Raw genomic sequence first — 21,626 nt, 5'->3', positions numbered from 1 at the left:
AAAAGGAGGAACGAAAATGGCACAGAATCCTATAGTTACCATTACTATGGAAAACGGCGATGTGATAAAGGCTGAGCTTTATCCCGAGATTGCGCCTAACACAGTTAATAATTTCATTTCACTTATCAAGAAGAATTTCTATGACGGACTTATCTTCCACCGCGTAATCAGCGGTTTCATGCTTCAGGGCGGAGATCCTGAAGGAACAGGAATGGGCGGCCCCGGCTACGGCATCAAGGGCGAGTTCTCATCCAACGGTTTTGAGAATAACTTAAAGCACACTGAGGGTGTTCTTTCCATGGCACGTTCAATGATGCCCAACTCAGCAGGATCCCAGTTCTTTATCATGCACAAGACATCTCCTCATCTCGACGGAGACTACGCTGCATTCGGTAAGGTTACTGAAGGCATGGAGGTTGTTAATACCATCGCAGAGACCCAGACTGACTGGAACGACAGACCTACAACTCCACAGGTTATGAAGACTGTAACCGTTGAGACCTTCGGAGTAGATTATCCGGAACCGGAGAAATACTGATCTTAGTTTAATAAAAAATATAAAAGAAAAAGCAGGAGAATGGATGGGAGCCATTCTCCTGCTTTTGTGTTGCAAGGAGTTAACTACATTATTTCTTCTGATTACTTCTTAACAGTAACCTTAACTGAAATTGTGTTGCCTGTGGAGTTCGGTGCCTGATCCTTATACTGAACTGAGAAGTTCAAAGTATAGACCTGGTTCAGAACCAATGCAGCAGGGTTAACAAGTTCTACCTTAAGGTCGCTGCTGGTAAGATCAGCATCATTGAAATCATATCTGATCTTGAATGCCTTCTTAACTGATGCCGGTGTATCCTTAGCCCAGGTGATTGCATAGATCTCAGGCTCTTTTACAACAGCCTTCTTATCAATCACATGGGAAACATGTACGTTGAAGCTTCTGTCATCAGCCAGTGCGAATACTGTCTTGGACTTAACATCTGACTTAACCTTAGGAAGGATCTGCTTTGGCTTAATTGTAAGCTTGCTTACCTTAGCGCTTGGAATATTGGTGTACATAAGGCGGATGGTATAGCTCTTGGCGTTATCTACACTCATGTCATCCTTAACCTTAACATGAACAACATTTGTATTTTTCTCATCAGGTACAAGCTCGAAATGATAATCCTCTTCTTTAATATCTCTGCCCTTTGAATCAAGCTCAACCAACTTAAATCCGGGATTTGTTGTAACAAGGTTCTTAACAGTAGCTGTGTAGGTAACCATTGTGGTTCTGTCTATAGGATTGATGGAGCCTGAAGCCTTAACACTTACCTTAGGAGTTGCATCCTTAAGCTTGATTGAAATATAGAAAGGATCAACAAATTTATCAGCTACCTTGGCTTTTACTTCATACTTAAGTGTCTTGCCCTTGTTTACTCTAACCTCAGGAGTATCAAGAAGAACCATTGAAATATTGCCGCCTTCAAAACTCTTAAGTTCTGCAATCTTCTCTAACTTATAGCTATGTCCTGAAGCAGTAAAGCTAACTTCCTTGATATCGACAGTCTTCTCTGTTCCTGCAGGAAGATTGGTGATTGTGTAGGTTGTTGATACAGTCTCCATTCCGGGATAGTTTGCGTTAAAGTTAAGAGTATTGCTCTTAAGCTTAACTGCAGGAAGGCTGTCTGTTACTACAATCTTGATCTTGGCAGGAGCAAGGCTCTCTGTCATGGAGTCGTAGCTTACCTTTGGAACAACGCTGAAGGTATAGGTTCCGCTGGCAACTGCTGTCTTATCAAAGGATACTGTAACTGTATTCTTTCCTGTAAGCTCAAACTTTGCAAAGTCAAAAGCATTCTTTCCTGTAGGAACAGCCTCAACATCTACATATTCTCCGTCAGAGAGTTCTGCAAGATCAAAGGTTGCTGTCTCCTCGGGATGATTTCTGTTAAGTGTAAGCTTGCTCAATGAAAGCTTGTTCTCAGGGAGCTTATTTGTTGCTTTAAGGTTGAAAGTATAGGTAAGGTCATCTCCCCACTCATCCTTGTGAACAACGATCTGTGCCTTGGAATCTGCTGCATATCCTTTGTGTCTGAGTTTGATGGTATCATTTTCTACACTTACGATCTCATATGCATACTTGGAATCATGTGTAAGTTCTACTTCTGACTCATCAAGTTCAAGAACCTGCTGAACCTTCTTCTTATTTACCTTTACTTTTCTAACCAGCTGAAGGTCAAATTCATGATCCTGGTTGCGGACATTTCTGGTGGCCTTCTTGGTGCTCAGGGAATATCCGGGATCTGCTGTCTCTGTAGGAACAGTAAGTGCAAGATAAACGGGATCACTATAGCCTGCATAGGTGATTGAAAGGAATCCGGAAGTAACTGCATTTCCGCTCTTGTCCTTTTCTACCTTGGTACCTGTTCTTGTAATTGTAAAGGTTCTGTCCTCTTCATTGTATGAAACATTGAAGTTTGCTCTGAACTTGTCCTCTGCCTTGGAATTGGCCTTTCTTTCCTTTGAAACAAGCTCATACTTAGTTACTGCTGAATTCTTAACGCTCTGGGTTACATCTACGGCTCCTGCTGAGGATCCCTTGTAGAAAAGATTGATCATGCCCTTAACGGTAAGGGTTGGTGCCAGAGGCTTATCTGTAAGAATGATCTTGGTAATACCCAGCTTGTTAAATTCAACTCCCTTGGAGTTTCCACCAAACTCACCCGCAATGAAGAGCTGTGTATCTCCGGTGTATTCCTTGCTCTTAACCTTGGTATTGTTGTCATGCTTGGCAATGTAGAACTTGCCGTCTACGCTCTGGTAAACCTTGAGTTCCTTGGACTCCTTGCCCTTGCTGTCCACAAGTCTGATGGAGCTGCCCTCCACAGGATATCCTTTGACAGGAACGATACCAAGCTCAGTTCCTGTGCTTGATGAATAGTTTACTGTGATCTCAGAATTCCTAAGTCTCGGTGTAGGATCAACAATACGAACAATAAAGCTCTTGGTGTTGGCAGCTGTTGCTGTCTTATCTCCCTTGTTAAGAACTGAAACGGTGATCATGGTCTCACCACGAACGCCCTTCTTAACAATGATATTGTTCTCATTTGTATATGAGGATTCAGACTCTACTGCAGCAATGCTGCCGTCAACAGATGTCCAGGTGGACTTGGCATATAATGCCTTGCCGGTGCCATCCTCTGTGGCAAAAGCCTTCATTTTTACCTTGAATACAATGTCTGAGGTTCTGTTGTAATAGCTCATGACCTCAATAACATCATAGTCTCCTCTGTCGTATTCAGCAGGAATGAATGCTGCATCCTTGGGCTTGGTCTCATCAAGTTTGTCCAGAGCTATGCTCTTAACTACCACTGAATCCAATACTGACAGCTTAATAGTTGCCTTAACGGATGAATCAGTCTTAAGTGTGGCTGTGATGGTGATACCCTCTTTTGCCTTGATGGCTGTGATGGTACCGTCCTCAGTTATTGAAAGGGAGCTGTTGGCACTGGAAGTGAAATTCCATAACCATGGTCCTACTACAGTACTTCCGTTATAAACAATTACCTTGTCCTGGATTCCTGCAGTGTCGATCTTGTTATCTCCCTTATTATCTCTGATCTTCAGTGAAGGAGAATTAAACTTGATCTTGTCATTGGCGATCATGTCAATGACAATAAAAGTATCCTCATCCTGCATTGTAAACTCAAAGGTAAGGGCCTTATCCTTCTCACCTACATATTTCCATTCTGTAGCAGGAATATCCACATAGTTTGCACCGTTCGCAGTAGCAAACCTGATATTTTCCAGGGCGTATCCTTCTTTAGGAGTTACCACTGCTGTAACCATTACATCTTCTTCAGCCTTAGTTGCAGCCTTGTTATTAACCAATGTCTTTACAGTAACAAACTGACGATCATCGTTATATTTGTAATCTACATGTATATCATACTCATCACCGTAGTAAACATATCCGCGTCTTACAGCATAGGCCTTAACCGCAGGAGATTTACCTCTCATGGCAATCTTCCAGTTGGCCGGATTGGCAGGGAATGCATTATCAGAAATAGCGATGTCCTCACCTGCATAATTGATCTCGATGGACTTAAGTGCGGAGCATCCGGAAAACGCAAGACTTCCAAAGGTCTTAACATTATAGAACTCAAGGTTGGCGATAGCCTTACATCCTTCAAAAGCACTTACTCCGATGGTATGAAGCAGTCCCTTCTTGGTTCCGAAGATAACAGTCTTAAGTGCGATACAGTCTCTGAAAGCCTCTGTGGGAACCTCTTCAAGAACATCGGGAAGCTTCACATCAGTGAGCTTCTCGCAGGCTTCGAAGGCCTTAGATCCCATGGTGAACCCTTCTGCTGTAACCTCTGTAAGATCAAGCTCCTGAAGCTGTGTGCAATAGAATGCATACTCACCGATACGCTTAAGAGAGCCGCCTACTACAAGGCTCTTAAGCTTGGTACAGTTATAAAATGCAAAATCATCAATCTTTTCAGCATTCTCAAGAGTTACGGAAACTACTCCACTTCCTGAAAAAGCATTCTTCTCAACAGTCTTGATGGCTGCACCCTTAACAGTGAAGGGCTTGGAACAATACTTAAAGGCATCCTCTTCAACTACAACCTTGGGCTCCTTCGCCTCAAAACGAATTGTAGTAGTATCCTTACTGAATCTGGTGTCTACGAATACTCCTGAAGGAATGCTGGTTACTGCCTCAGGAATAACCGCATCCGTAGGAATCTTGCCGCTTCCGCCTTCCCAGGTAAGAGCTCCGTTCTCATCAACACCGAAGCACTTGGAAGGATTCGCCATAAGCTCAGCTGTTTCCTCATCTGCTTCCTGAAGCTCCTGTGAATCCTCTAAGGAAGCTGCCTCATCTGATAGTTCTACTTCTTCCTCGGAAGCATCCTCCAGCGAAAGTTCCTCGGAAACATCCTCAAGGGAAATCTCAAAGGAAGCTTCGTCATCACTAATGTCCTCTGTGGCCACATCCCCGGTGGTCTCATCCTCTGAGGTTTCAGAAGATGAAGCCTCGTCAGCTGCTGCCTCTTCCAGGAAAATCGCACCGTCTTCTGCAGCGAAGCTCGGAACAGCGGAAGAAACAATCATTGCCGCACTTAAGGCCACGGCCAAAAATCTCTTCATGTGCACTATCTTACTCCTCCTAACATAATAAACCTTTTCACACTATATATTGTGTTTGCATTATCGGAATAAAGAGCAATATTTTGGGCATAATATCACAAAATATCGTCTTATATTCCTGTTAATTATACATCATATTGTATTTAGATAAAAGACTGACAAATCATTATTTTTCTGTGATTTTCACTATATATAGAAAAAGAGTTATCCGACCTGATAAGATCGGATAACTCTTTATGTTTACCATGGATTGGTATAACCGGAATCACTGCTGCTTCCTGTCTTGTTGCCGCTGTTTCGGCCGCCGTTATAACCCTTTTCAAGGTCCTCCTGCTGCTCTGTTTTTTCATCAAGAGCATCCTTCTGCTGCTTACGAAGCCTGTTCTTCATCTTGTCGTCGCCGCTTGAAGGCTGCTGAGGATCATCTCCGCTGCCCCCTGAAGGCTGCTGGGTATCCGGCTCATCTCCGCTGCCACCGCCCTTCTCAGGGTTCTCCAACATTTCGATAAGTTTGTCTATATCCTCTTTGAGCTGCTGTGCTGTTGCATTATGGGCATCCTCAGGATTTTCTGCTGCGCAGCCCTTTTCCAGAAGGACATCCCTTGCCTTATAGAGAATGATCAATGCTGTATTGATCTTGTCCTGTGAATCCAGGTGATTGAAATCTATGGTGTATACCATAGAAAGCGCAAGGTTAATCCTGATATCACACTCCCTGCCCTTGGGAGGATTGAGCTGAAGCGCCTGATTGTAATAGGCAATGGCGCTGTTGTAATCGCCGTTCTTATAAGCTGCATTTCCCAGGTTGTAGTATGGAAGATAACTCTCAGGCACATTCATCACAAGAAGAGCCTGTTCCTTTTCTGCAGCATATACCTTTTTGTTGTATTGCGAAATAAAGCTGTGGTTGATTCCAACCTTAATGAAAATTGATAATCCGAGGATCAGAAGGATCACTCCCACCACTCCAAGAATCACTGTAAGTCCAGGGAATTTCTTTTTGTCGTTCATAGTCTTTCCCTCCTTATCACAAAGAATAATTCCACTAAAAGCATCACTGCCAGAGCGATAGCAAAATAGTAGTAAATATCCTCATAAACCTCTGCTCCGTCGCCCTTCTCGATCACCACTGCGGAACCGTCCTTGATCATCTGAAGAAGTCCGCTCAGAGAATTGGAACCGGAATTGAGGTTCAGATAATCTACGCCAAGATCCTCAGCGATCTGCTTGAGGTTATCCTCATTGATCTTGGACAAAGCATCCTCTCTTGTCTTGTAATCGTAGATATATCCCGACTCAACCTTCATCTTGCCGCCCTGGGCAGAACCATAGCCAAGAACCGCGCCTCCGGAGACATACTCTGAAAGGGGCTCAAAGGAAATGAGTTCCTTGTTATTGGTGATCTCACCGTCGCTTATGAAAAAGATGATGCTCTTTCTGTCTTCCTTTTTGGCAGTTGATAATAAAAGAGCCTCCATATCATGGTAGGGAATTGACATATCACTTCCTGTGGCGGAGGAGCTGTCAGGATATCTCAGGGTATCCGCAAGATCGTTTATATAACCGAAGTCCTGGGTAAAAGGAGAAAGAACCCTTGCCTTGTCATCGAAGGCCACCAGTGCAAAATTGCTTCCTGCCAGGGTCTGTGTGATGCCCTTAATGTCGGCCACAACGCCCTTCATCCTCTCCTTGTTTCCGTCATAATCCCTGGCCCACATACTGATGGTAGTATCCACAACTATCATAACGTCCAGGTTCTTCATGGCAAACTCATAATCTGTTTTGACACTTACGGGTCTGAGTCCGATGGTAAAAAGCAGGATGTAGATAATCCCCAGTCTTACCATGGAAAAAATCTTTTCTTTTATATCAGTTTTGTTTTTGAATAGTACATAGGCTGTTGCTCCCATCAGAGCCACCAATATGACTATCATTATAAAAATAGGAAAAATCGGCCTTATACTCATTTCTGCAACACCAATCCTGCCGCACTTCCAAGAGCGAGGCAAATTAATAATATTACAAAGGGAATCTCCGGGAGATCCACTGTCTGGCTGGACATTACCGTCTTAACGATCATGGCTTCCTGTCTCTGGATGTCCTGCACGATCTCGGAAACCGACTGGTCAGCGGTTCTTACATAGAACTTGCCGCCGGTGTTCTCAATGGCAGACTTGAACTCACCAAGACATGAAGCATAGTTGTAACTCATGGGATCATAGAACTTCTCCTCTGAAGGGAAGATACCGAAAACCGTAACCTTATGGCTCTTGCAGGCATTGGAAGCTTCCTTGAGGTTCATGATCTGTCCGCCGATGGCATTGAGCTCGTTATCTGTGCACATGATGATAACTCTTGTTCTCTCGGAATCATCAATATAAGGGAATGTATAAAGTGCTGTTCCCAGGCCCTCTCCGATAAGAGATGAACCTCTTGTCATATTGTCATACAGAGTTCCCGCATTATAATAACGGAGCTTGTAGCTAAGCTCATCATAGTGTTCTCTCTCAGCTTCTGACATCTGAGAATAGCTGAAATACGGATTGTCCTCGTAGTTCTCCATGTACTCCTTCTGCATTATGAAGTACTCGGACAGCTCATCCAGTTTGGTGATAACATAGTCGTAATCATCTGTAAGGGGAACGTAAGTAACTGTTGAAGTATTGAAGATATTTACTCCAATCCTGTCTCCCTTAAGTCCTGCAACCACACCCTTGAGGTAATCGGTGATCTCATAGTTAAGATCGTACAGTGAATAGGAAACATCCAGGCAAAGGATGATATCTCTTTTCTTAACTCCGTTCATAACCTCATCTGTCCTGTAGGGCCTTGCCGCAAGGACGAGACAGGAAATTATGGAAGCTATGAGACTTGCGATCAGCACTCCACGCAGTATGTTATATCTTCCGGTAAGTTTCTTATAAAGAGCTGTGTTTCTGATTTTCTGAGTGTTGGCAGCCCTTATTCCGCTGTTGTACTCTTCACTTTTTTTCCTCTTGATAAAAAAGGTAAGCCCCAAAACCACTATCGTGACTATAACGCCAATGACAATGGCCTGTTTATGCATTAACTCCATGTTCTGATCACTCCTAAAGCTGTATTACAGGAAACATTAAAGTCCTTGTGCTTTGCTCTGAATTCTTCCGCAAATTCAGGAACATAATACTCATCCATCAGCATGTCCAGTCTTCTGATGCCAAGGGATCTGATCTCTTTTACCGTGTAGTTCTCCACATGGATTCCTGTGGCATCATGGACAAACTCTCTGATCAGCATGCTAAGATCCTGATATGCTTCTCTCTTTTCAATCTGATTGCTTGCGTAGGTGTTGAGAAGTCCCTGAAGCTGGCCCTCATATTTTCTCTTAAGAGCAAACAGTTCCTGAGGTGAAAGGCTTCTGACCTTGGGAAGATTATTCTTCTTTCTCTCCGGAAGATACTTCTTAAGCGCTGTCGCAAAAAAGAAAATGCATACGCCTGCTCCTGCCAGCAGAAACAGCCCCAGAATCGGCACCCACCAGCTGTATTCAAACGGAGCTTGTAAAGTAACCGTAGTAACCATGTTTGTACCTCTCTAATAAATCTATTGTCTTGTCGATGATCTCACTTTCCGCAGAAACGCTGGTCATGCTGATCTTGCACTGTTTGCACATCTCGTTGAAACTTTCGATCATTGCCCTTCTCTGTCTTCTCTCTTCCTCGTGGAGCTCTCTGTGGTGGGATAAAAACAGTCTCTCATATCTCCTGATCACGGTATCATATACGTGATCGCCGGTGAGCCATGCGTCCTCAATGTTGAAAATAAGAAGGTCATGGGTCTTGGTAATGGCCCTGAGCATCTTGGGATCAAGGCTCTCAATGCCGGCACTGTCGGTAACAAGGAAAATGATCATCCTCTTATTGATGGAACCCACCACCTGATCAAGGACATTGCCCAGTGAACATGAGGCATCATCGGGCAAATGCTGTTCATAATCATAAAGAAGCTTCTCAAGATGTTCCGGTCCCGACCTGAACATACTGATGTTGGCCTTGTCTCCCTTGGGATAAGCCAGTGCGTAATCGGCGCCGTTTCTTCCGGTGATATAAGCCAGAGTTCCGAAAAGCATAAGAGCAAGTTCCTTCTTGGGCTGGCCCTTATCGGTATCTCCCAGCATCTTGTCTCCGCAGTCGCAGATAAACATTACATTGTGACGACGGTCTGTCATATATCGTCTTACAACGATGGAACCCATTCGTGAGGAGCTCTTCCAGTCGATGTCGTGTACATCATCACCGAAGTTATACTCCTTGAGATCGTCGAACTCCATGCTGCGGCCTCTGTGGATTGAATGAAAATCACCGTCAAGAATATTGGAAGTCTTCTTGTTTGTGTAAAGAGCTACCGCTCTTCTGATTCTTGATAAATACTCGTAATCAATCTTCATTGCTGCACCTTGTAGATTTCTTAATTATCATGGAGTCTTAACAGAATTAACGATTCCGTCGATTACCTGCTCTACTGTCACATTATCGGCAACAGCTGAATAGTTAAGGCCGATTCTGTGTCTGAGAACCTGATGTCTAACCATCTTGACATCATCAGGGGTAACATAGGTTCTTCCATGCATAAGGGCTGAAGCCTTGGCCATCTTAAGGAAGGCGATGGAAGCACGGGGGCTGGCTCCGATTCTTACATACTTGCCAAGTTCAAGGCCCTGGATCTGGTTGGCTCTTCTGCTGGCAACAACGATACTGGAAATGTACCATTTGATGGATTCATCAACATATACCTTATCAACGATATCCTGAACCTGATCGATATCCTTGATGGTAAGAACCGCGGGATCAACTCTTGAGATAACACCGCTCTCTAATCTGTTAAGGATCTCAACCTCCTCGGATGCAAGAGGATATGTGATAACCTCCTTGACAATGAAACGGTCTGTCTGAGCCTCTGAAAGAGGATAGGTTCCCTCCTGCTCGATGGGGTTCTGGGTTGCGATTACGATGAATACGTCCTCAGGCATGTTGTATGTGGTTCCGCCGATGGTTACATGCTTCTCCTGCATGGCCTCCAGCATGGCTGACTGTGTCTTGGCGCTGGAACGGTTAACCTCATCAAGAAGTACGAAGTTGGCGAAAACAGGACCAAGGATGGTCTCGAATTTGCCGTTGGCCTGATTGTAGATCTGTGTACCTACGATATCGCCGGGAAGAAGGTCAGGTGTGCACTGGATTCTTGCAAACTTGCCGTCTACCGCATCTGAAATAGCCTTGGCTGCTGTGGTCTTGGCAAGACCGGGAACAGACTCCACAAGGATATGTCCGTCTGCCAGGATAGCTGCGATAAGTGAAAACTTAAGCTGCTGCTGTCCTACAACCTTGGCATCGAAATAATCTGAAAGCTTCTTGATAACTTCCTGAGAGTAATGATATTCGCTCTCCACAATGGCGCTCTTTGCGCCTGTATTAACTGGTTCACTCATAATATATATCTCCTTATCTGATTATTGTCGCAATGTTTCTCATGATTCCCGCTGCGATATCAGGCTTGTTCATTGAATATACGTGGATATGGCTGACGCCGTTGGAAATAAGATCGATGATCTGATCGCTGGCGTAAATGATTCCCGCTTCCTTCATCTTCTGGGGATCATCAGCAAATCTGTCCACCATTATCTTCATCTTCTGAGGAATAGTGGAACCTGAAAGAGCAACGCTCCTTGCTACCTGCCTTGCGTTTGTTATAGGCATGATTCCCGGAAGCACCGGAACGTTAATACCCTTTTCCCTGATTCTGTACAGGAACTGGTACAATGTGGAATTGTCAAAAAACATCTGGGTGGTCAAAAAGTCGCATCCTGCATCAACCTTTTCTTTAAGATGCTGAATGTCCTCCGACTGCCTTGCGCACTCAACATGTCCCTCGGGATAACAGGCACCGCCTATACAAATGCTCTCGTCCAGAGACTTGATGTCATATATAAGCTCTGTGGCATAATTGTAATCGAAGCAGACACGGCCTTCCTTGGGAATATCACCCCTGAGGGCCATTATGTTCTCAATGCCCTTCTCCTTATAAACGGAGATCATATTCCTCACATGCTCCTTGGTGGATGATACGCAGGTAAGATGAGCAAGAACATTGGTACCGTACTTGTTCTGAAGGTCAGCTGCGATATTGGCTGTGTTCTTGCTGGTGCCGCCGCCTGCTCCGTAGGTAACGCTCATGAAATCAGGCTTAAGAGCTGCGATCTCCGCTGCAGCCCTCTCAACCGCCTCGTATCCGTCATCGGTTTTGGGTGGAAAAACTTCGAAAGAAAGAGTAACTTCTTTTTCTTTAATAAGATCACTAATTTTCATACACTAATCCCCATCAGATAAAATAACAAAACTTCTTTTCATTCATCATATACTACCAAATCAGGGCGCCTTTTTCAATAAAATAAGATGCCTGATTCGGCGAGTTGAAAGTCTCTAATCAGAAAAAAGAGAAGCTGCTTATCCGGCAGCTCCTCTCTGATTTTCCTATATCAAACATTGATTTCTGCTGTAACTCCGAGGATGTCCTTGTTCTCATCAAGGATAGGCTGTACCACCTCTCCAAGGAACTTCTCAACCTGGTGAGCACTGCATCCAACGTACTTCTTGGGATCCATTGATGCCTGAAGCTCCTCAAGGCTTAAGTTAAAGGCAGGATCAGCTGCGATGAGCTCAAGAAGATTGTTGTCCTTACCCTCTACCTTTACAGTCTTGCCGGCTTCCATTGAAAGCTCTCTGATTCTCTCATGAAGCTCCTGTCTGTCGCCGCCCTTCTTAACTGCATCCATCATGATATTCTCTGTTGCCATGAAAGGAAGCTCAGCCAGCATATGCTTTTCGATAACCTTGGGATATACCACAAGACCGTCCACAACGTTGAGGCAAAGGTCCAGAACACCGTCTGTTGCCAGGAAGCCCTCGGGAACTGATAGTCTCTTGTTGGCTGAATCGTCCAGGGTTCTCTCAAACCACTGTGAAACCTCTGTGATGGCGGGATTAAGCATATCTACGATCACATATCTTGAAAGAGAGCAGATTCTCTCACTTCTCATGGGATTTCTCTTGTAGGCCATGGCTGAAGAACCGATCTGGCTCTTCTCAAAGGGCTCCTCAACCTCCTTGAGGTGCTGAAGAAGTCTGATGTCCTGTGCCATCTTGGTAGCTGATGAGCAGATGCCTGCAAGAACGTTCACAACCTTCATGTCGATCTTACGGGAATAGGTCTGTCCTGAAACTGCCATGCAGCCCTTAAAGCCCATCTTCTCCGCAAGCATGGGATCAAGTCTGTCAACCTTGGAAAGATCTCCGTCAAAAAGCTCCAGGAAGGAAGCCTGTGTTCCTGTGGTTCCCTTGGAACCGAGGAGCTTCATATTATCAAGTACAAAGTCCAGATCCTCAAGATCGATGGTGAAATCCTGCAGCCAGAGGGTTGCTCTTTTTCCTACTGTTGTAGGCTGTGCAGGCTGGAAATGTGTAAAGCCGAGAGTGGGCTGATCCTTGTATTTGTCTGCGAATTTGGCAAGCTCTGCGATGACGTTAACAAGCTTCTTACGAACCAGCTTCAGTCCCTCAGTCATAATGATAATGTCGGTATTGTCACCAACGTAGCAGCTGGTGGCGCCCAGGTGGATGATTCCCTTGGCCTTGGGGCACTGCTGTCCGTAGGCATAAACATGGCTCATTACGTCATGTCTTACTTCCTTTTCTCTGGCTCTTGCAACATCATAGTTGATGTCATCCTGATGAGCCTTGAGCTCGTCGATCTGCTCCTGAGTAATGTTAAGGCCCAGGTCCTTCTCTATCTCTGCCAGGGCGATCCAAAGCTTTCTCCAAGTCCTGAACTTCATGTCCTGGGAAAAGATATACTGCATTTCCTTACTTGCGTAACGCTCTGATAATGGGCTGCTGTAGCGGTCTGTACTCATAATACTCCTCCTATTGGTTATTTATCGTAGCTTCCTCTGATATCTTCTGTGGGCGGATCAACAGGGTAATTTCCGGTAAAGCATCCCTTGCAGATGCCAAGATTGCCGCCAACCATTTCTTCAAGTCTGTCTATTCCGAGATATGCCAGTGAATCTGCGCCAATGATCTTACAGATGTCATCAACGTTCCTGTTGTAGGCAATGAGCTGATCCCTGGCGGGTACATCGGTTCCAAAGTAGCAGGGCCACAAAAACGGCGGCGAGCTGACTCTCATATGTACCTCTTTTGCCCCGGCATCGCGAAGCATTCTCACAATGCGGTCCGAGGTGGTTCCTCTTACGATGGAATCGTCGATCATAATGATCTTCTTGCCGTAAACAGCGCTCTTTAAAGCATTGAGCTTGACCTGAACACTGGATTCTCTGTTTTTCTGTTTGGGTTTGATAAAGGTTCTTCCTATATAAGTGTTCTTTACAAAGGCCTGTCCGTAAGGAATTCCGGATTCCAGGGCATAACCCAGAGCTGCCACGTTACCGGACTCGGGAACACCCACAACCATGTCTGCATCCACCGGTGAATCCTTGGCAAGGAATCTGCCTGCGGCTATTCTGGCGTCATATACGCTGATGCCGTCGATGGTGCTGTCGGGCCTTGCAAAATAGATATATTCAAAAATACAACGGGCATGCTTATCCTTGGAAATACACATGCTCTTATCGGACTGAATTCCGTACTCGGGAGAGATAGTGACGATCTCACCGGGCTCAACGTCTCTGATAAATGTGGCTCCTATGGTGTCAAGAGCGCAGGTCTCTGAAGCCAGGACGTAGCAGTTCTCTCTTCTTCCTATAACAAGGGGCTTGAATCCGTAGGGATCTCTTGCTCCGATGAGCTTCCTGGGAGACATGATAACAAGGCTGTATGCTCCTCTGATCCTCTGCATGGCTCTGCCTACCGCCTCTTCTACAGACTGGGAAACAAGTCTCTCTCTGGCGATATAATATGCAATTACCTCTGAATCAATTGTTGTCTGGAAAATAGCACCGGTGTAAGAAAGCTCGTGTCTGAGCTCAGGTGCGTTGACAAGGTTACCGTTGTGGGCCATAGCCAGGGTACCCTTAACATAATTAAGAACCAGCGGCTGCGCATTCTCTCTGGTGCTGCTGCCTGCTGTGGAATAACGAACATGACCGACGCCTATATCACCCTTAAGGCTGTCTAAAATCTCCGGAGTAAAAGTCTCATTAACAAGGCCCATATCCTTGTAGCTGGAAACCTTGCCCTTGGGACCCATGGTCTCGCTGACGGCGATACCGCAGCTCTCCTGACCTCTGTGCTGAAGGGAAACAAGGCCGTAATAGATGGACCCCGCCACATCGCCTCCGTCGAAGTCGTACATTCCGAAAACGCCGCATTCTTCCCCGAGGCGTTTATAATTCTCCGTCCTGCTTTCGTTCATAATAATCTCCTCATGTGAAGCATTCATAAAAAAATGTGCCACAAACACGACAATAATAACATCATACCGTGTCTGTGGCAATCATCATTTTTAACAAGAATAAAGTATATTCTGTACCCTATTCGTTGGGATATTTATCTTCATAGCGGGAAACCATATCCAGGATTTCCTGGGTGTATTCGGGATACTGCCGGGCCATATCCTCGATCTCCAGCTTGGCATTGCCGGCAACCACATCCCTGTTGTATTCCATGCGCTTCCTGAGCTTGGAGCGCTGAACGTTCAGGGCGTGTCGGATCTCCACCTCTTCGTTGTGATCAAGAAGGGCCTCGATCTGGTGAAGCCAGATATCAGGATCCTTGACCCTGTAGTGACGGAGCATGAATACAAGATCCTTCTGATTGGCATCCAGGAGCTTGCGGGCATCCTCCACCATCTCACGGTCCTTTTTCTCCTGAAGATACTTCTCGTAAAGGGCTGTGAGCTCCTTGGCGCTGTTAACGCCATACTTAAGGCAGAGATAATCTATGAGATTGGTGTTGTTGACATATCTGATCTTGACCTGGTTCTGCAGCATGATGAGCCTTGAAATGGACTTCTTGACACCCTTCATCTCAAGCTGGGCATTGGTGCTGTGAACATATAAAAGAGTTACGGCGCCTCCCGCCAGAAGCACAGCCACCATGTAGCCGTATATGACGTTGAGCCCCAGCCCGTACTGCAGTACAAGCAGCAGGATTATTATAAGTAAAAGAGCAACTCCCACAATTATGATCAGATTCTTGGAGTTGTCGATAGCCTTCTGAAGCTCCTCCTGTCTGAAAAGATAGGCCTCATGCTCCCCGTCCAGACGCTTTAAGTCGTTACGGATCTTCTTCTGGTAGTTCTCGGCTTCGGAGAGCTTTTTGATACCGGAGACAGCTTCCTTCTCAAGCCTCTCCATGTGCTCATACTCCGCATCGGTTATGCGGTTCTTGCGCTTATTGTATTTGTCCTGCTTCTCCTGGGATTCCAGGATCCTGGAGGCACAGACGTTGATCTCCGCTCTCTGCTCCGGCGGAAGGGCATCTATCTCCTCCATGTCCCTCAGATGGCTGGTGACGTCGTTGTACTCCATCTCCAGTACATCCAGTTCCCTGGCAGCCTCCTCCATCTGCTGAAGACAGCTGTTTATATATTCCCTTCGCTGAACCGGGTCGTCCATATCCAGATCTTTTCTGGTATAGACAATATCACTCCAGCTCTCCAGTTCGTTCTTGGTAGCGGTATCAATTTTGGTGTTTCTTCCAAAGATGGTGTCGAATATCCCCATTATCTCACCTGCTCACACTTTTTTCCTTGACTACATATCTATAATCTTCCTTGAGCTCCTCAGTAAGGCTTCCTACCTTCTCATAGTACTCATGCATCTTGCCCTCGGCCTTGTAGACCAGAAGGCTCTTGAGCATAAGATTGTCCTCCCCCGCAGCGTAGAGATCCGCCGCCTCATTCATTCTGGCTTCAAGCTCCAGAGAGGCCTCATAGGCGTCCTCGTTCTCTGCTATAAAGGAGACGTATTGCTTATCCGTAAGTCCCATTCTCACAGCAGATAAATACTGCAGATAGGACTCGTAGTTGTGGTCATCCTCATAGGCCTTGGCAAACATCTTGGCTGCCATGTCAAAGAGGAACAGCTTGGCATACATGACGCCTTCGTTGTGCTCAATCCTGGCCCGAAGCTTCCTGTCTATGTCCGGGGTGTTATTAAGAAGAAACTCGTATTCCTTGAAGGCCATGCTGAATTTCTCATTCTTCATAAGAAACTCGGCTCTTGCCAGCTTCTTCTTGTAGATGTCCATGCCGGCGTTCTCACGAAGGATCTCCTCGGTCCTGTCCACCTCTTCCTTGGAGTTGTAGCCCACGTAGTCCAGAATGGTTCCTGCAATGGAAGCCATGGAGCAGCGCTTGGCCGCCATGTTCCTGAGTTCGTCCGCCAGCCTCGTGAGAGAGCACTCTCTGTCTATCCAGTTAAAAAGCTCTCTGTCAAAGCTCTCCTCATCCAGAAGAAAGGCGTTCTGAACCAGGCAGTAGCAAAGCTCCTCTATACAATATACATTTCGCCCGATCCTCTCTATGTTGTAGGGCTCTTTTGCATAGGTTCCTATACAAAGAATTGGTCTGCTCATAAAACGCTCCCTGATTACAATTCAATAAGCTGCTCCCAGACCTGTCCGGTTCCCGGGAATAGTTCTCCAAAGCCCATATCCTGGACCTTCACATTGACCTCGTCCACGGAGGGCATATCCAGTGATATGTGAAGTCTTGTGGTTCCGTTGGGTCTCTTCTCCAGACCCTCCAGATAGAACTGCACAAGTCTTGGGCTCTTGCCTGTAAGAGGTGTAACCTGAATATTGATGATGCCGCTGGGATCCATGATTATGTCAAAAGAATTCTCGGCCTCATACCAGTTAACACCTGCGTCCAGAAGGGCAAAATACACTTCCTTTCCGCATTTTAAAAGATTCATTCCAAGGTTGGCCTTGAGCTTGTCCTCCCCCAGGAAGACATATTTTTTGTCCACCAGAGTGGGACGGATCCTCTCTCTGGCCGCAATGCTGGCCCCCTTGCTAAAGAGGTTGTTGCCCTGGAAAACACGCCTTGTTCTGCACAAAAACTCCAGGGATCTCTTGGTCCATTTTTCATGGAAGCCGTCACCCAGCAAAAATATGGTGGAAACGATCCTCTCGGAACATATCTTCTGCATTATGGTCAAAAACTCATCATCCAGCCTGTCGCAGGTCCTGTGGAACAGGGCCGCATCCTTGGGAAAGCCGTCGGGCCCGAGCCTTAAGCTATCGTAGTTCTTGACATCTATGGTTGCCACCACCGGCTTGGTGTTGTGATTGAGGTTCATCCGGAAAATGTTCATATTCTCCAGATCATAGTCACAGGCCAGGATGGTGTGGTGCATCAGCTCATCGGGCTGATACAGCATATAGTTGAAAAAACTCTCCTCATGACTCTGGTAAAAGATGTTGGTGGTCTTAAGCTCCAGTGCCGCTGTCACCGCATTAAGGACCTGAACCATTCTGTGGTCAAGGCTTCCGGTGGTGAACATAATGGCTTCCACCATGTCCAGAGACAGCTCCATGGACAGCAGGGAAAGACTTCTTTTTATAAAAAGAGTAAGAAGGGCAATGGGGTCATACTCCGAATCCCCCACCTTGACCGGCTTGCCTTCCCTGGCCGACGCAAGAAGGTTGTTCACGGGGATTCCGTCTCCCTCCCGGATGTGACGCACAGCTTCCTTACCGTAGAACCACTGATTCACATCCTTCCTCTTGCAAAGGACTGTGGGAATATTATAAAGTTCAGCTCCCGCCAGTACTGACAACGTCTCCGGCATGTCCGCATCGGAGGCAAGAAAGCTTATCTGTGAAACCTTCTCCCCCAGATCGTAGCCCAGTACAAAGCGTTTTTCATCCGCACTTCCAAAAAGCATAATCACTGATCCTCTTTCAAGGGTTTAAATAAATGATCGCATAAAGATTTTTTCTTGTAATACTGCGCCAGCAGTTTATCAACGGTGTCGTAGTCCTGAAGGGTCTCTCCGATCATGATGTCGTTGATAAGGCTGTATCTTGAATTGAAGCCGTTCTTGACGATATCACTCTTGGAGACCATTCCGCTCTCTGTGGTGATGGCGCTTCCGTCGCTTCTCTCCTCGGAGACATAGTACTGAAGCTGCTCTCCGAAGAACAGTACAAAGGAGCAGACATAAATGCCGTCGTACATCTCCCTCATCTCCATGCTGTGGTACTCATTGTCCTCTCCCCCGGCAAGTCTGTAGTGAAGAACACAGCTGGTGCCCGGAAGGGTCCTGTACTCTATCATGGTCTTGTCGGAGAACTGCAGCATATCGGGACAGAGCTCCGAATAATCCATAAAGAAGGGGAAAAAGATTCCCTGATCAAGAAGCTCTCTCAAAAAGCTGATAACCACCTCGGGATTGTACTCCTCCTCAGCCTTCTTCTCACTGGCGTAGTGACGAAGGTAAGAAAGCTTGCACACTCCGTTGAGAGGAAGTCTCTCCTGAGCCAGCTTCTCGATTCTTTCGAATAAATACTTATCCGCAACCTTGCCGTGAACAAAATTGTCATAGCTGTTGCAGGCAAGAAATGCCAGCTCAATATCGGTATTGGCGCCGCTTCGCACGTAGGATTCGTAGATCACATTCTTCTCTCCCACGTAGGAGCCGCTGTACATCATCTGAATAAGTATCCTCTCGGAAAGATGATATGTATCTATTCCGAAGGACTCGGCAGCCTTCCAGATATTTCTCATACCCTTGACGGTGCCGTTATAATTGGCCACCAGGTATTTGAGAAGCTGCTCGTCATATTTGCTGCTGGCGAAGGCATAAAATGCAATCTCAGTCTCGGGCCAGGTTCCCGGAAGGGCATCCCTGTCTATGAGCCTTCCGCAAAGTCTCAATATGATCTTGGGATCCACGCCATAGGTTCCGTAGTTCCTGACCCACTCAAGAGCCCTGTCATAAAGGCCGCCCATTACCATCAACTCAAGGATCTCGTTTCTCTCCTTGGTCTGAAGTCCCGAAGGATCAATCTCCATAAGGTACTCCGTCAGCTGCCTTGTAAAATCATTGTCATAGTAGAAACGGACAAGATTGTTTCTGATCTCATCCCTGCAGCTCTTCCTTACAAATTCGGAAGCCGCAAGGTCCTTGTATCTGCCCACATTGTCCATGTTGATGGTGTAGGCATTTTTGCCCAGGTCGCAGAGGAAAAGATCCAGGTTCTCCTTGCCCTTCTGGATATAGGGAATGGCATAGGCTGCGATCCTTCCGGGAGCCATAAGTCTGGTGCTGCTGTAGGGAACACTGGCTGCATATCTGTTTTCCTGCCTGTCGGAAAGAATGACACAGAAGTCAGTTCCATACAGCGGAACGTAGGCCACACCGTCGGTCAGGGGATATCTCATCTCCCTTTCACACTTGTCATATATTACATGAACAGAAGTGATACGTCTGTCATCTGTCCTGATCTCCGCTGTGTAAAGGACGCTGAGGACTCTGGAAGCATTGGCCGCATCCACCATCTGTTTGGTCAGAAGGTTCTTGTACAAATATCCCAGGTCTCTGTTGATCCTGCCCTTGTCCAGCTGGGCCAGCATAAACCTCTCTATCTGGGGCTGGTAGCTCTCATAGAGCTCAGGGAACTCCTCCTTGCGCTCATGAACATATCTGTAGAGAATGGCATTTTTATCGTATTCAAGATCCGACTGATAGGAGAAATACATAAGGGCCATTCTGCTGATCTCACAGGGAAGATTGCCCTCGGCATCAGTATAGATGGACATCATGTAATATTCGTAGAGTCTTGTGATATGAAGCTCTCTCTCCACACCCTTGGCATACCAGGCAAAGGATGCCCTGTCGGTCTTACCGCCTTTTATCAAAAGGGAGACCATGGCCTCCAGTACTTCGTCGCTCTCCTTGACCTCATAGCAGGACCTCAATATATCAAAGAGTTTCTTGTCGTAGTTCCTGACTCTGAGAGCGTGGTATACGATCTGGTCCATAAGATTGAGGTTAATTATTTTCCTTTTGGCGCCGTAGGCAAGGACATGGAGCTCGTACTCGTCAAGCCTTGTCAGAATAGACGGTGTCTCATTCAGAAGGTTCATGGCCTCCATATAGATAATGGGGCTTCTGGAGCCAAAAGAGAACTGCTGCTCCAGCATCATCCACTTCCTGGGAGTGCTGGATGAATACTCCTCAGCCACAAACTGAAGAAGCCATGCTATGCGCCAGTCGTCGGGATTGCGTCTGAAGATCCCCTCCATTCTCTCAGCGATATCGTTGATAAAAGCATCCTCTCTGCTGCAGAGAGTCGAAAGATAGAGGTAGTAGCAGTAAAGGGTATCCCCCGGTGCTTCCTCCACTTCTTTTGCGGCATGGTCCAGGATCCATTTGCCCTCGTTGACCCTGCCTGCAGTTATATAATAGTGAGCTGTATAGAGTCTGAACTCCAGATCCTTCTCATCCAGAGCGTTCATCTTGGAAATGATCTTGCCGGTCTCGGAAACCCAGGCTCTGGAAGTTATCTTTTTACAGCTGAAATTCTCGTATACTTTAATAAGCTCCACAATGAGCTTTTTCTTCTCGTGGTAGTCACTTCTGAAATGGTTCCCGGCAAAATCCACGGAAACGGTAACAGGGATCCTGACGGAAACATAGGCATTTTCGAAGGTAATGCAGCCAAAATTGTTGCCGGCGTGAAGCTTGTCTGTTCGAAGTCTCATCCTCACCCTGCAGGAACTACCTGTGAAATCCTCTTCATTGATCTCAGTCTTATCCAGCATGAGGAAATCGCCGTCAAGCCTTACCTGAAGGTGTGTGTAGCCCCAGCCGCTTCTTGTGAGCATAAAGGTGGTGTCATGAGACAGCCCCGAAAAATCAAGAAGAATTTCCTGCTGATCCGGAATATAGGTCACAGGCTGCTTCTTGTTGATGGCAATGAGGAACTCCTCCACATTCTGCTGGCTGCCGGGGATCTGAGACAGACCTCTGTAGAGGCTCTCGTACTGGCCGTCAGTGCCCTTGAATATTGAAATGAAATCCCTGGAATAGAAAAGATCTACCGCCTCAGCCCAATCACTCTTGGCCAGATTGGCGAAATGGAACAAATTCTTGATATCTCCAAGGCTCGATGCGATATGATCAAGTCTGACGGAGGCCACAAAGGGAAGCAGATACTCTCCCTGATTGGAGATAATGCGAAATTCCCCCTGAAGAACGTCTCCCGGAGTCATGCCTATGGCGTTGAATCTGTAGGATGCCTCATAAGGCGAGCCTGAAAAATCCGGAGTGAGAACCTCCATGCGGACATCGCTGGAATAGATATGGCCCTCAGACAGCCTGTTCTCGGGGCCAAAAATAGTAAAGGTACCCTCGATGGTCTCGCCGGTACCTAAAGAAAGCTCCACCCTTGGAGTGGAGAAGTCTAATTTTTTCTCAGTATATTCAAAATTCCCCTTAAGAAACTGCTCTATTATCTCTCTCAAAATCTCACCCCAATAAA

15 protein-coding genes are annotated in these 21,626 nt (G+C 46.2%); 1 reads left to right on the top strand and 14 read right to left on the bottom strand.

Translation table 11 applies throughout. From position 1 onward, the window contains the following. Nucleotides 1-16: 16 nt before the first annotated feature. Nucleotides 17-538 (top strand): peptidylprolyl isomerase, encoded by a 522-nt coding sequence (locus tag T359_RS0114665; RefSeq protein ID WP_026518125.1) that lies wholly within the window; start codon nucleotides 17-19, stop codon nucleotides 536-538. A 101-nt stretch (nucleotides 539-639) separates the two neighbouring features. On the opposite strand, the gene T359_RS21790 is transcribed toward T359_RS0114665, so the two are convergent. From T359_RS21790 to T359_RS0114595, 14 genes are all read right to left on the bottom strand, one after another. After that, entirely contained in the window at nucleotides 640-5,136 is a 4,497-nt protein-coding gene (locus T359_RS21790; RefSeq protein ID WP_026518124.1) for a leucine-rich repeat domain-containing protein, read from the bottom strand. Between the two features lie 240 nt (nucleotides 5,137-5,376). Continuing rightward, complete coding sequence (locus T359_RS0114655) at nucleotides 5,377-6,147, bottom strand: tetratricopeptide repeat protein (RefSeq protein WP_026518123.1); 771 nt, start codon at nucleotides 6,145-6,147, stop codon at nucleotides 5,377-5,379. After that, a complete protein-coding gene (locus T359_RS0114650) occupies nucleotides 6,144-7,046 on the bottom strand; it encodes a vWA domain-containing protein (RefSeq protein WP_026518122.1) in 903 nt (300 codons plus the stop codon). The genes T359_RS0114655 and T359_RS0114650 overlap by 4 nt, the downstream gene beginning before the upstream one ends. Before the next feature lie 53 nt (nucleotides 7,047-7,099). Beyond that, nucleotides 7,100-8,212 (bottom strand): hypothetical protein, encoded by a 1,113-nt coding sequence (locus T359_RS0114645; protein ID WP_026518121.1) that lies wholly within the window; start codon nucleotides 8,210-8,212, stop codon nucleotides 7,100-7,102. After that, entirely contained in the window at nucleotides 8,203-8,697 is a 495-nt protein-coding gene (locus tag T359_RS20580) for a hypothetical protein (RefSeq protein WP_051545476.1), read from the bottom strand. Before T359_RS20580 ends, T359_RS0114645 begins: the two co-directional genes overlap by 10 nt. After that, the gene (locus T359_RS0114635) at nucleotides 8,663-9,562 is read right to left on the bottom strand and encodes a DUF58 domain-containing protein (RefSeq protein WP_026518120.1); all 900 of its coding nucleotides are present in this window, start codon (nucleotides 9,560-9,562) and stop codon (nucleotides 8,663-8,665) included. The genes T359_RS20580 and T359_RS0114635 overlap by 35 nt, the downstream gene beginning before the upstream one ends. Nucleotides 9,563-9,589: 27 nt before the next feature. After that, nucleotides 9,590-10,603 carry an AAA family ATPase gene (locus tag T359_RS0114630; RefSeq protein ID WP_051545474.1) on the bottom strand — a complete coding sequence of 338 codons (1,014 nt, stop codon included), beginning with the start codon at nucleotides 10,601-10,603 and terminating at the stop codon, nucleotides 9,590-9,592. Nucleotides 10,604-10,616: 13 nt separating this feature from the next. Further along, nucleotides 10,617-11,480: a methylenetetrahydrofolate reductase [NAD(P)H] gene (gene metF, locus T359_RS0114625; protein WP_026518118.1), complete on the bottom strand. Its 864-nt coding sequence runs from the start codon at nucleotides 11,478-11,480 to the stop codon at nucleotides 10,617-10,619. Nucleotides 11,481-11,650: 170 nt separating this feature from the next. Then, nucleotides 11,651-13,084: an adenylosuccinate lyase gene (gene purB, locus T359_RS0114620; RefSeq protein ID WP_026518117.1), complete on the bottom strand. Its 1,434-nt coding sequence runs from the start codon at nucleotides 13,082-13,084 to the stop codon at nucleotides 11,651-11,653. Nucleotides 13,085-13,101: 17 nt separating this feature from the next. Then, nucleotides 13,102-14,544 (bottom strand): amidophosphoribosyltransferase, encoded by a 1,443-nt coding sequence (gene purF, locus T359_RS0114615; protein ID WP_026518116.1) that lies wholly within the window; start codon nucleotides 14,542-14,544, stop codon nucleotides 13,102-13,104. 118 nt (nucleotides 14,545-14,662) lie between these two features. Then, nucleotides 14,663-15,856, bottom strand: coding sequence for a hypothetical protein (locus T359_RS0114610; RefSeq protein WP_026518115.1), 1,194 nt, complete (start codon nucleotides 15,854-15,856; stop codon nucleotides 14,663-14,665). A 4-nt stretch (nucleotides 15,857-15,860) separates the two neighbouring features. Next, nucleotides 15,861-16,709, bottom strand: a complete 849-nt coding sequence (locus tag T359_RS21785; RefSeq protein ID WP_026518114.1) for a hypothetical protein — start codon at nucleotides 16,707-16,709, stop codon at nucleotides 15,861-15,863. Nucleotides 16,710-16,723: 14 nt separating this feature from the next. Continuing rightward, on the bottom strand, nucleotides 16,724-18,025 hold the full coding sequence (locus T359_RS0114600; protein WP_026518113.1) for a DUF5716 family protein: 1,302 nt from the start codon (nucleotides 18,023-18,025) through the stop codon (nucleotides 16,724-16,726). 2 nt (nucleotides 18,026-18,027) lie between these two features. Further along, nucleotides 18,028-21,609, bottom strand: coding sequence for a DUF5717 family protein (locus tag T359_RS0114595; RefSeq protein WP_026518112.1), 3,582 nt, complete (start codon nucleotides 21,607-21,609; stop codon nucleotides 18,028-18,030). Between the last annotated feature and the right edge of the window lie 17 nt (nucleotides 21,610-21,626).

The organism is Butyrivibrio sp. MC2021, assembly GCF_000621605.1.
In the GTDB taxonomy this organism is placed as follows: domain Bacteria; phylum Bacillota; class Clostridia; order Lachnospirales; family Lachnospiraceae; genus Butyrivibrio.
Note: the sequence above shows the minus strand (reverse complement) of the source record. Positions and strands in the feature narration are given on the sequence as shown.

Bases quoted from the DNA above. Each gene is read 5' to 3' on its own strand.
- T359_RS0114635 (WP_026518120.1), bottom strand. From the start codon at position 9,562: ATGAAGATTGATTACGAGTATTTATCAAGAATCAGAAGAGCGGTAGCT.
- T359_RS0114630 (WP_051545474.1), bottom strand. From the start codon at position 10,603: ATGAGTGAACCAGTTAATACAGGCGCAAAGAGCGCCATTGTGGAGAGC.
- T359_RS0114650 (WP_026518122.1), bottom strand. From the start codon at position 7,046: ATGGGAGCAACAGCCTATGTACTATTCAAAAACAAAACTGATATAAAA.
- purB (WP_026518117.1), bottom strand. From the start codon at position 13,084: ATGAGTACAGACCGCTACAGCAGCCCATTATCAGAGCGTTACGCAAGT.
- T359_RS0114610 (WP_026518115.1), bottom strand. From the start codon at position 15,856: ATGGGGATATTCGACACCATCTTTGGAAGAAACACCAAAATTGATACC.
- T359_RS21785 (WP_026518114.1), bottom strand. From the start codon at position 16,709: ATGAGCAGACCAATTCTTTGTATAGGAACCTATGCAAAAGAGCCCTAC.
- metF (WP_026518118.1), bottom strand. From the start codon at position 11,480: ATGAAAATTAGTGATCTTATTAAAGAAAAAGAAGTTACTCTTTCTTTC.
- T359_RS0114655 (WP_026518123.1), bottom strand. From the start codon at position 6,147: ATGAACGACAAAAAGAAATTCCCTGGACTTACAGTGATTCTTGGAGTG.
- purF (WP_026518116.1), bottom strand. From the start codon at position 14,544: ATGAACGAAAGCAGGACGGAGAATTATAAACGCCTCGGGGAAGAATGC.
- T359_RS0114645 (WP_026518121.1), bottom strand. From the start codon at position 8,212: ATGGAGTTAATGCATAAACAGGCCATTGTCATTGGCGTTATAGTCACG.
- T359_RS20580 (WP_051545476.1), bottom strand. From the start codon at position 8,697: ATGGTTACTACGGTTACTTTACAAGCTCCGTTTGAATACAGCTGGTGG.
- T359_RS21790 (WP_026518124.1), bottom strand. From the start codon at position 5,136: ATGAAGAGATTTTTGGCCGTGGCCTTAAGTGCGGCAATGATTGTTTCT.
- T359_RS0114665 (WP_026518125.1), top strand. From the start codon at position 17: ATGGCACAGAATCCTATAGTTACCATTACTATGGAAAACGGCGATGTG.
- T359_RS0114600 (WP_026518113.1), bottom strand. From the start codon at position 18,025: ATGCTTTTTGGAAGTGCGGATGAAAAACGCTTTGTACTGGGCTACGAT.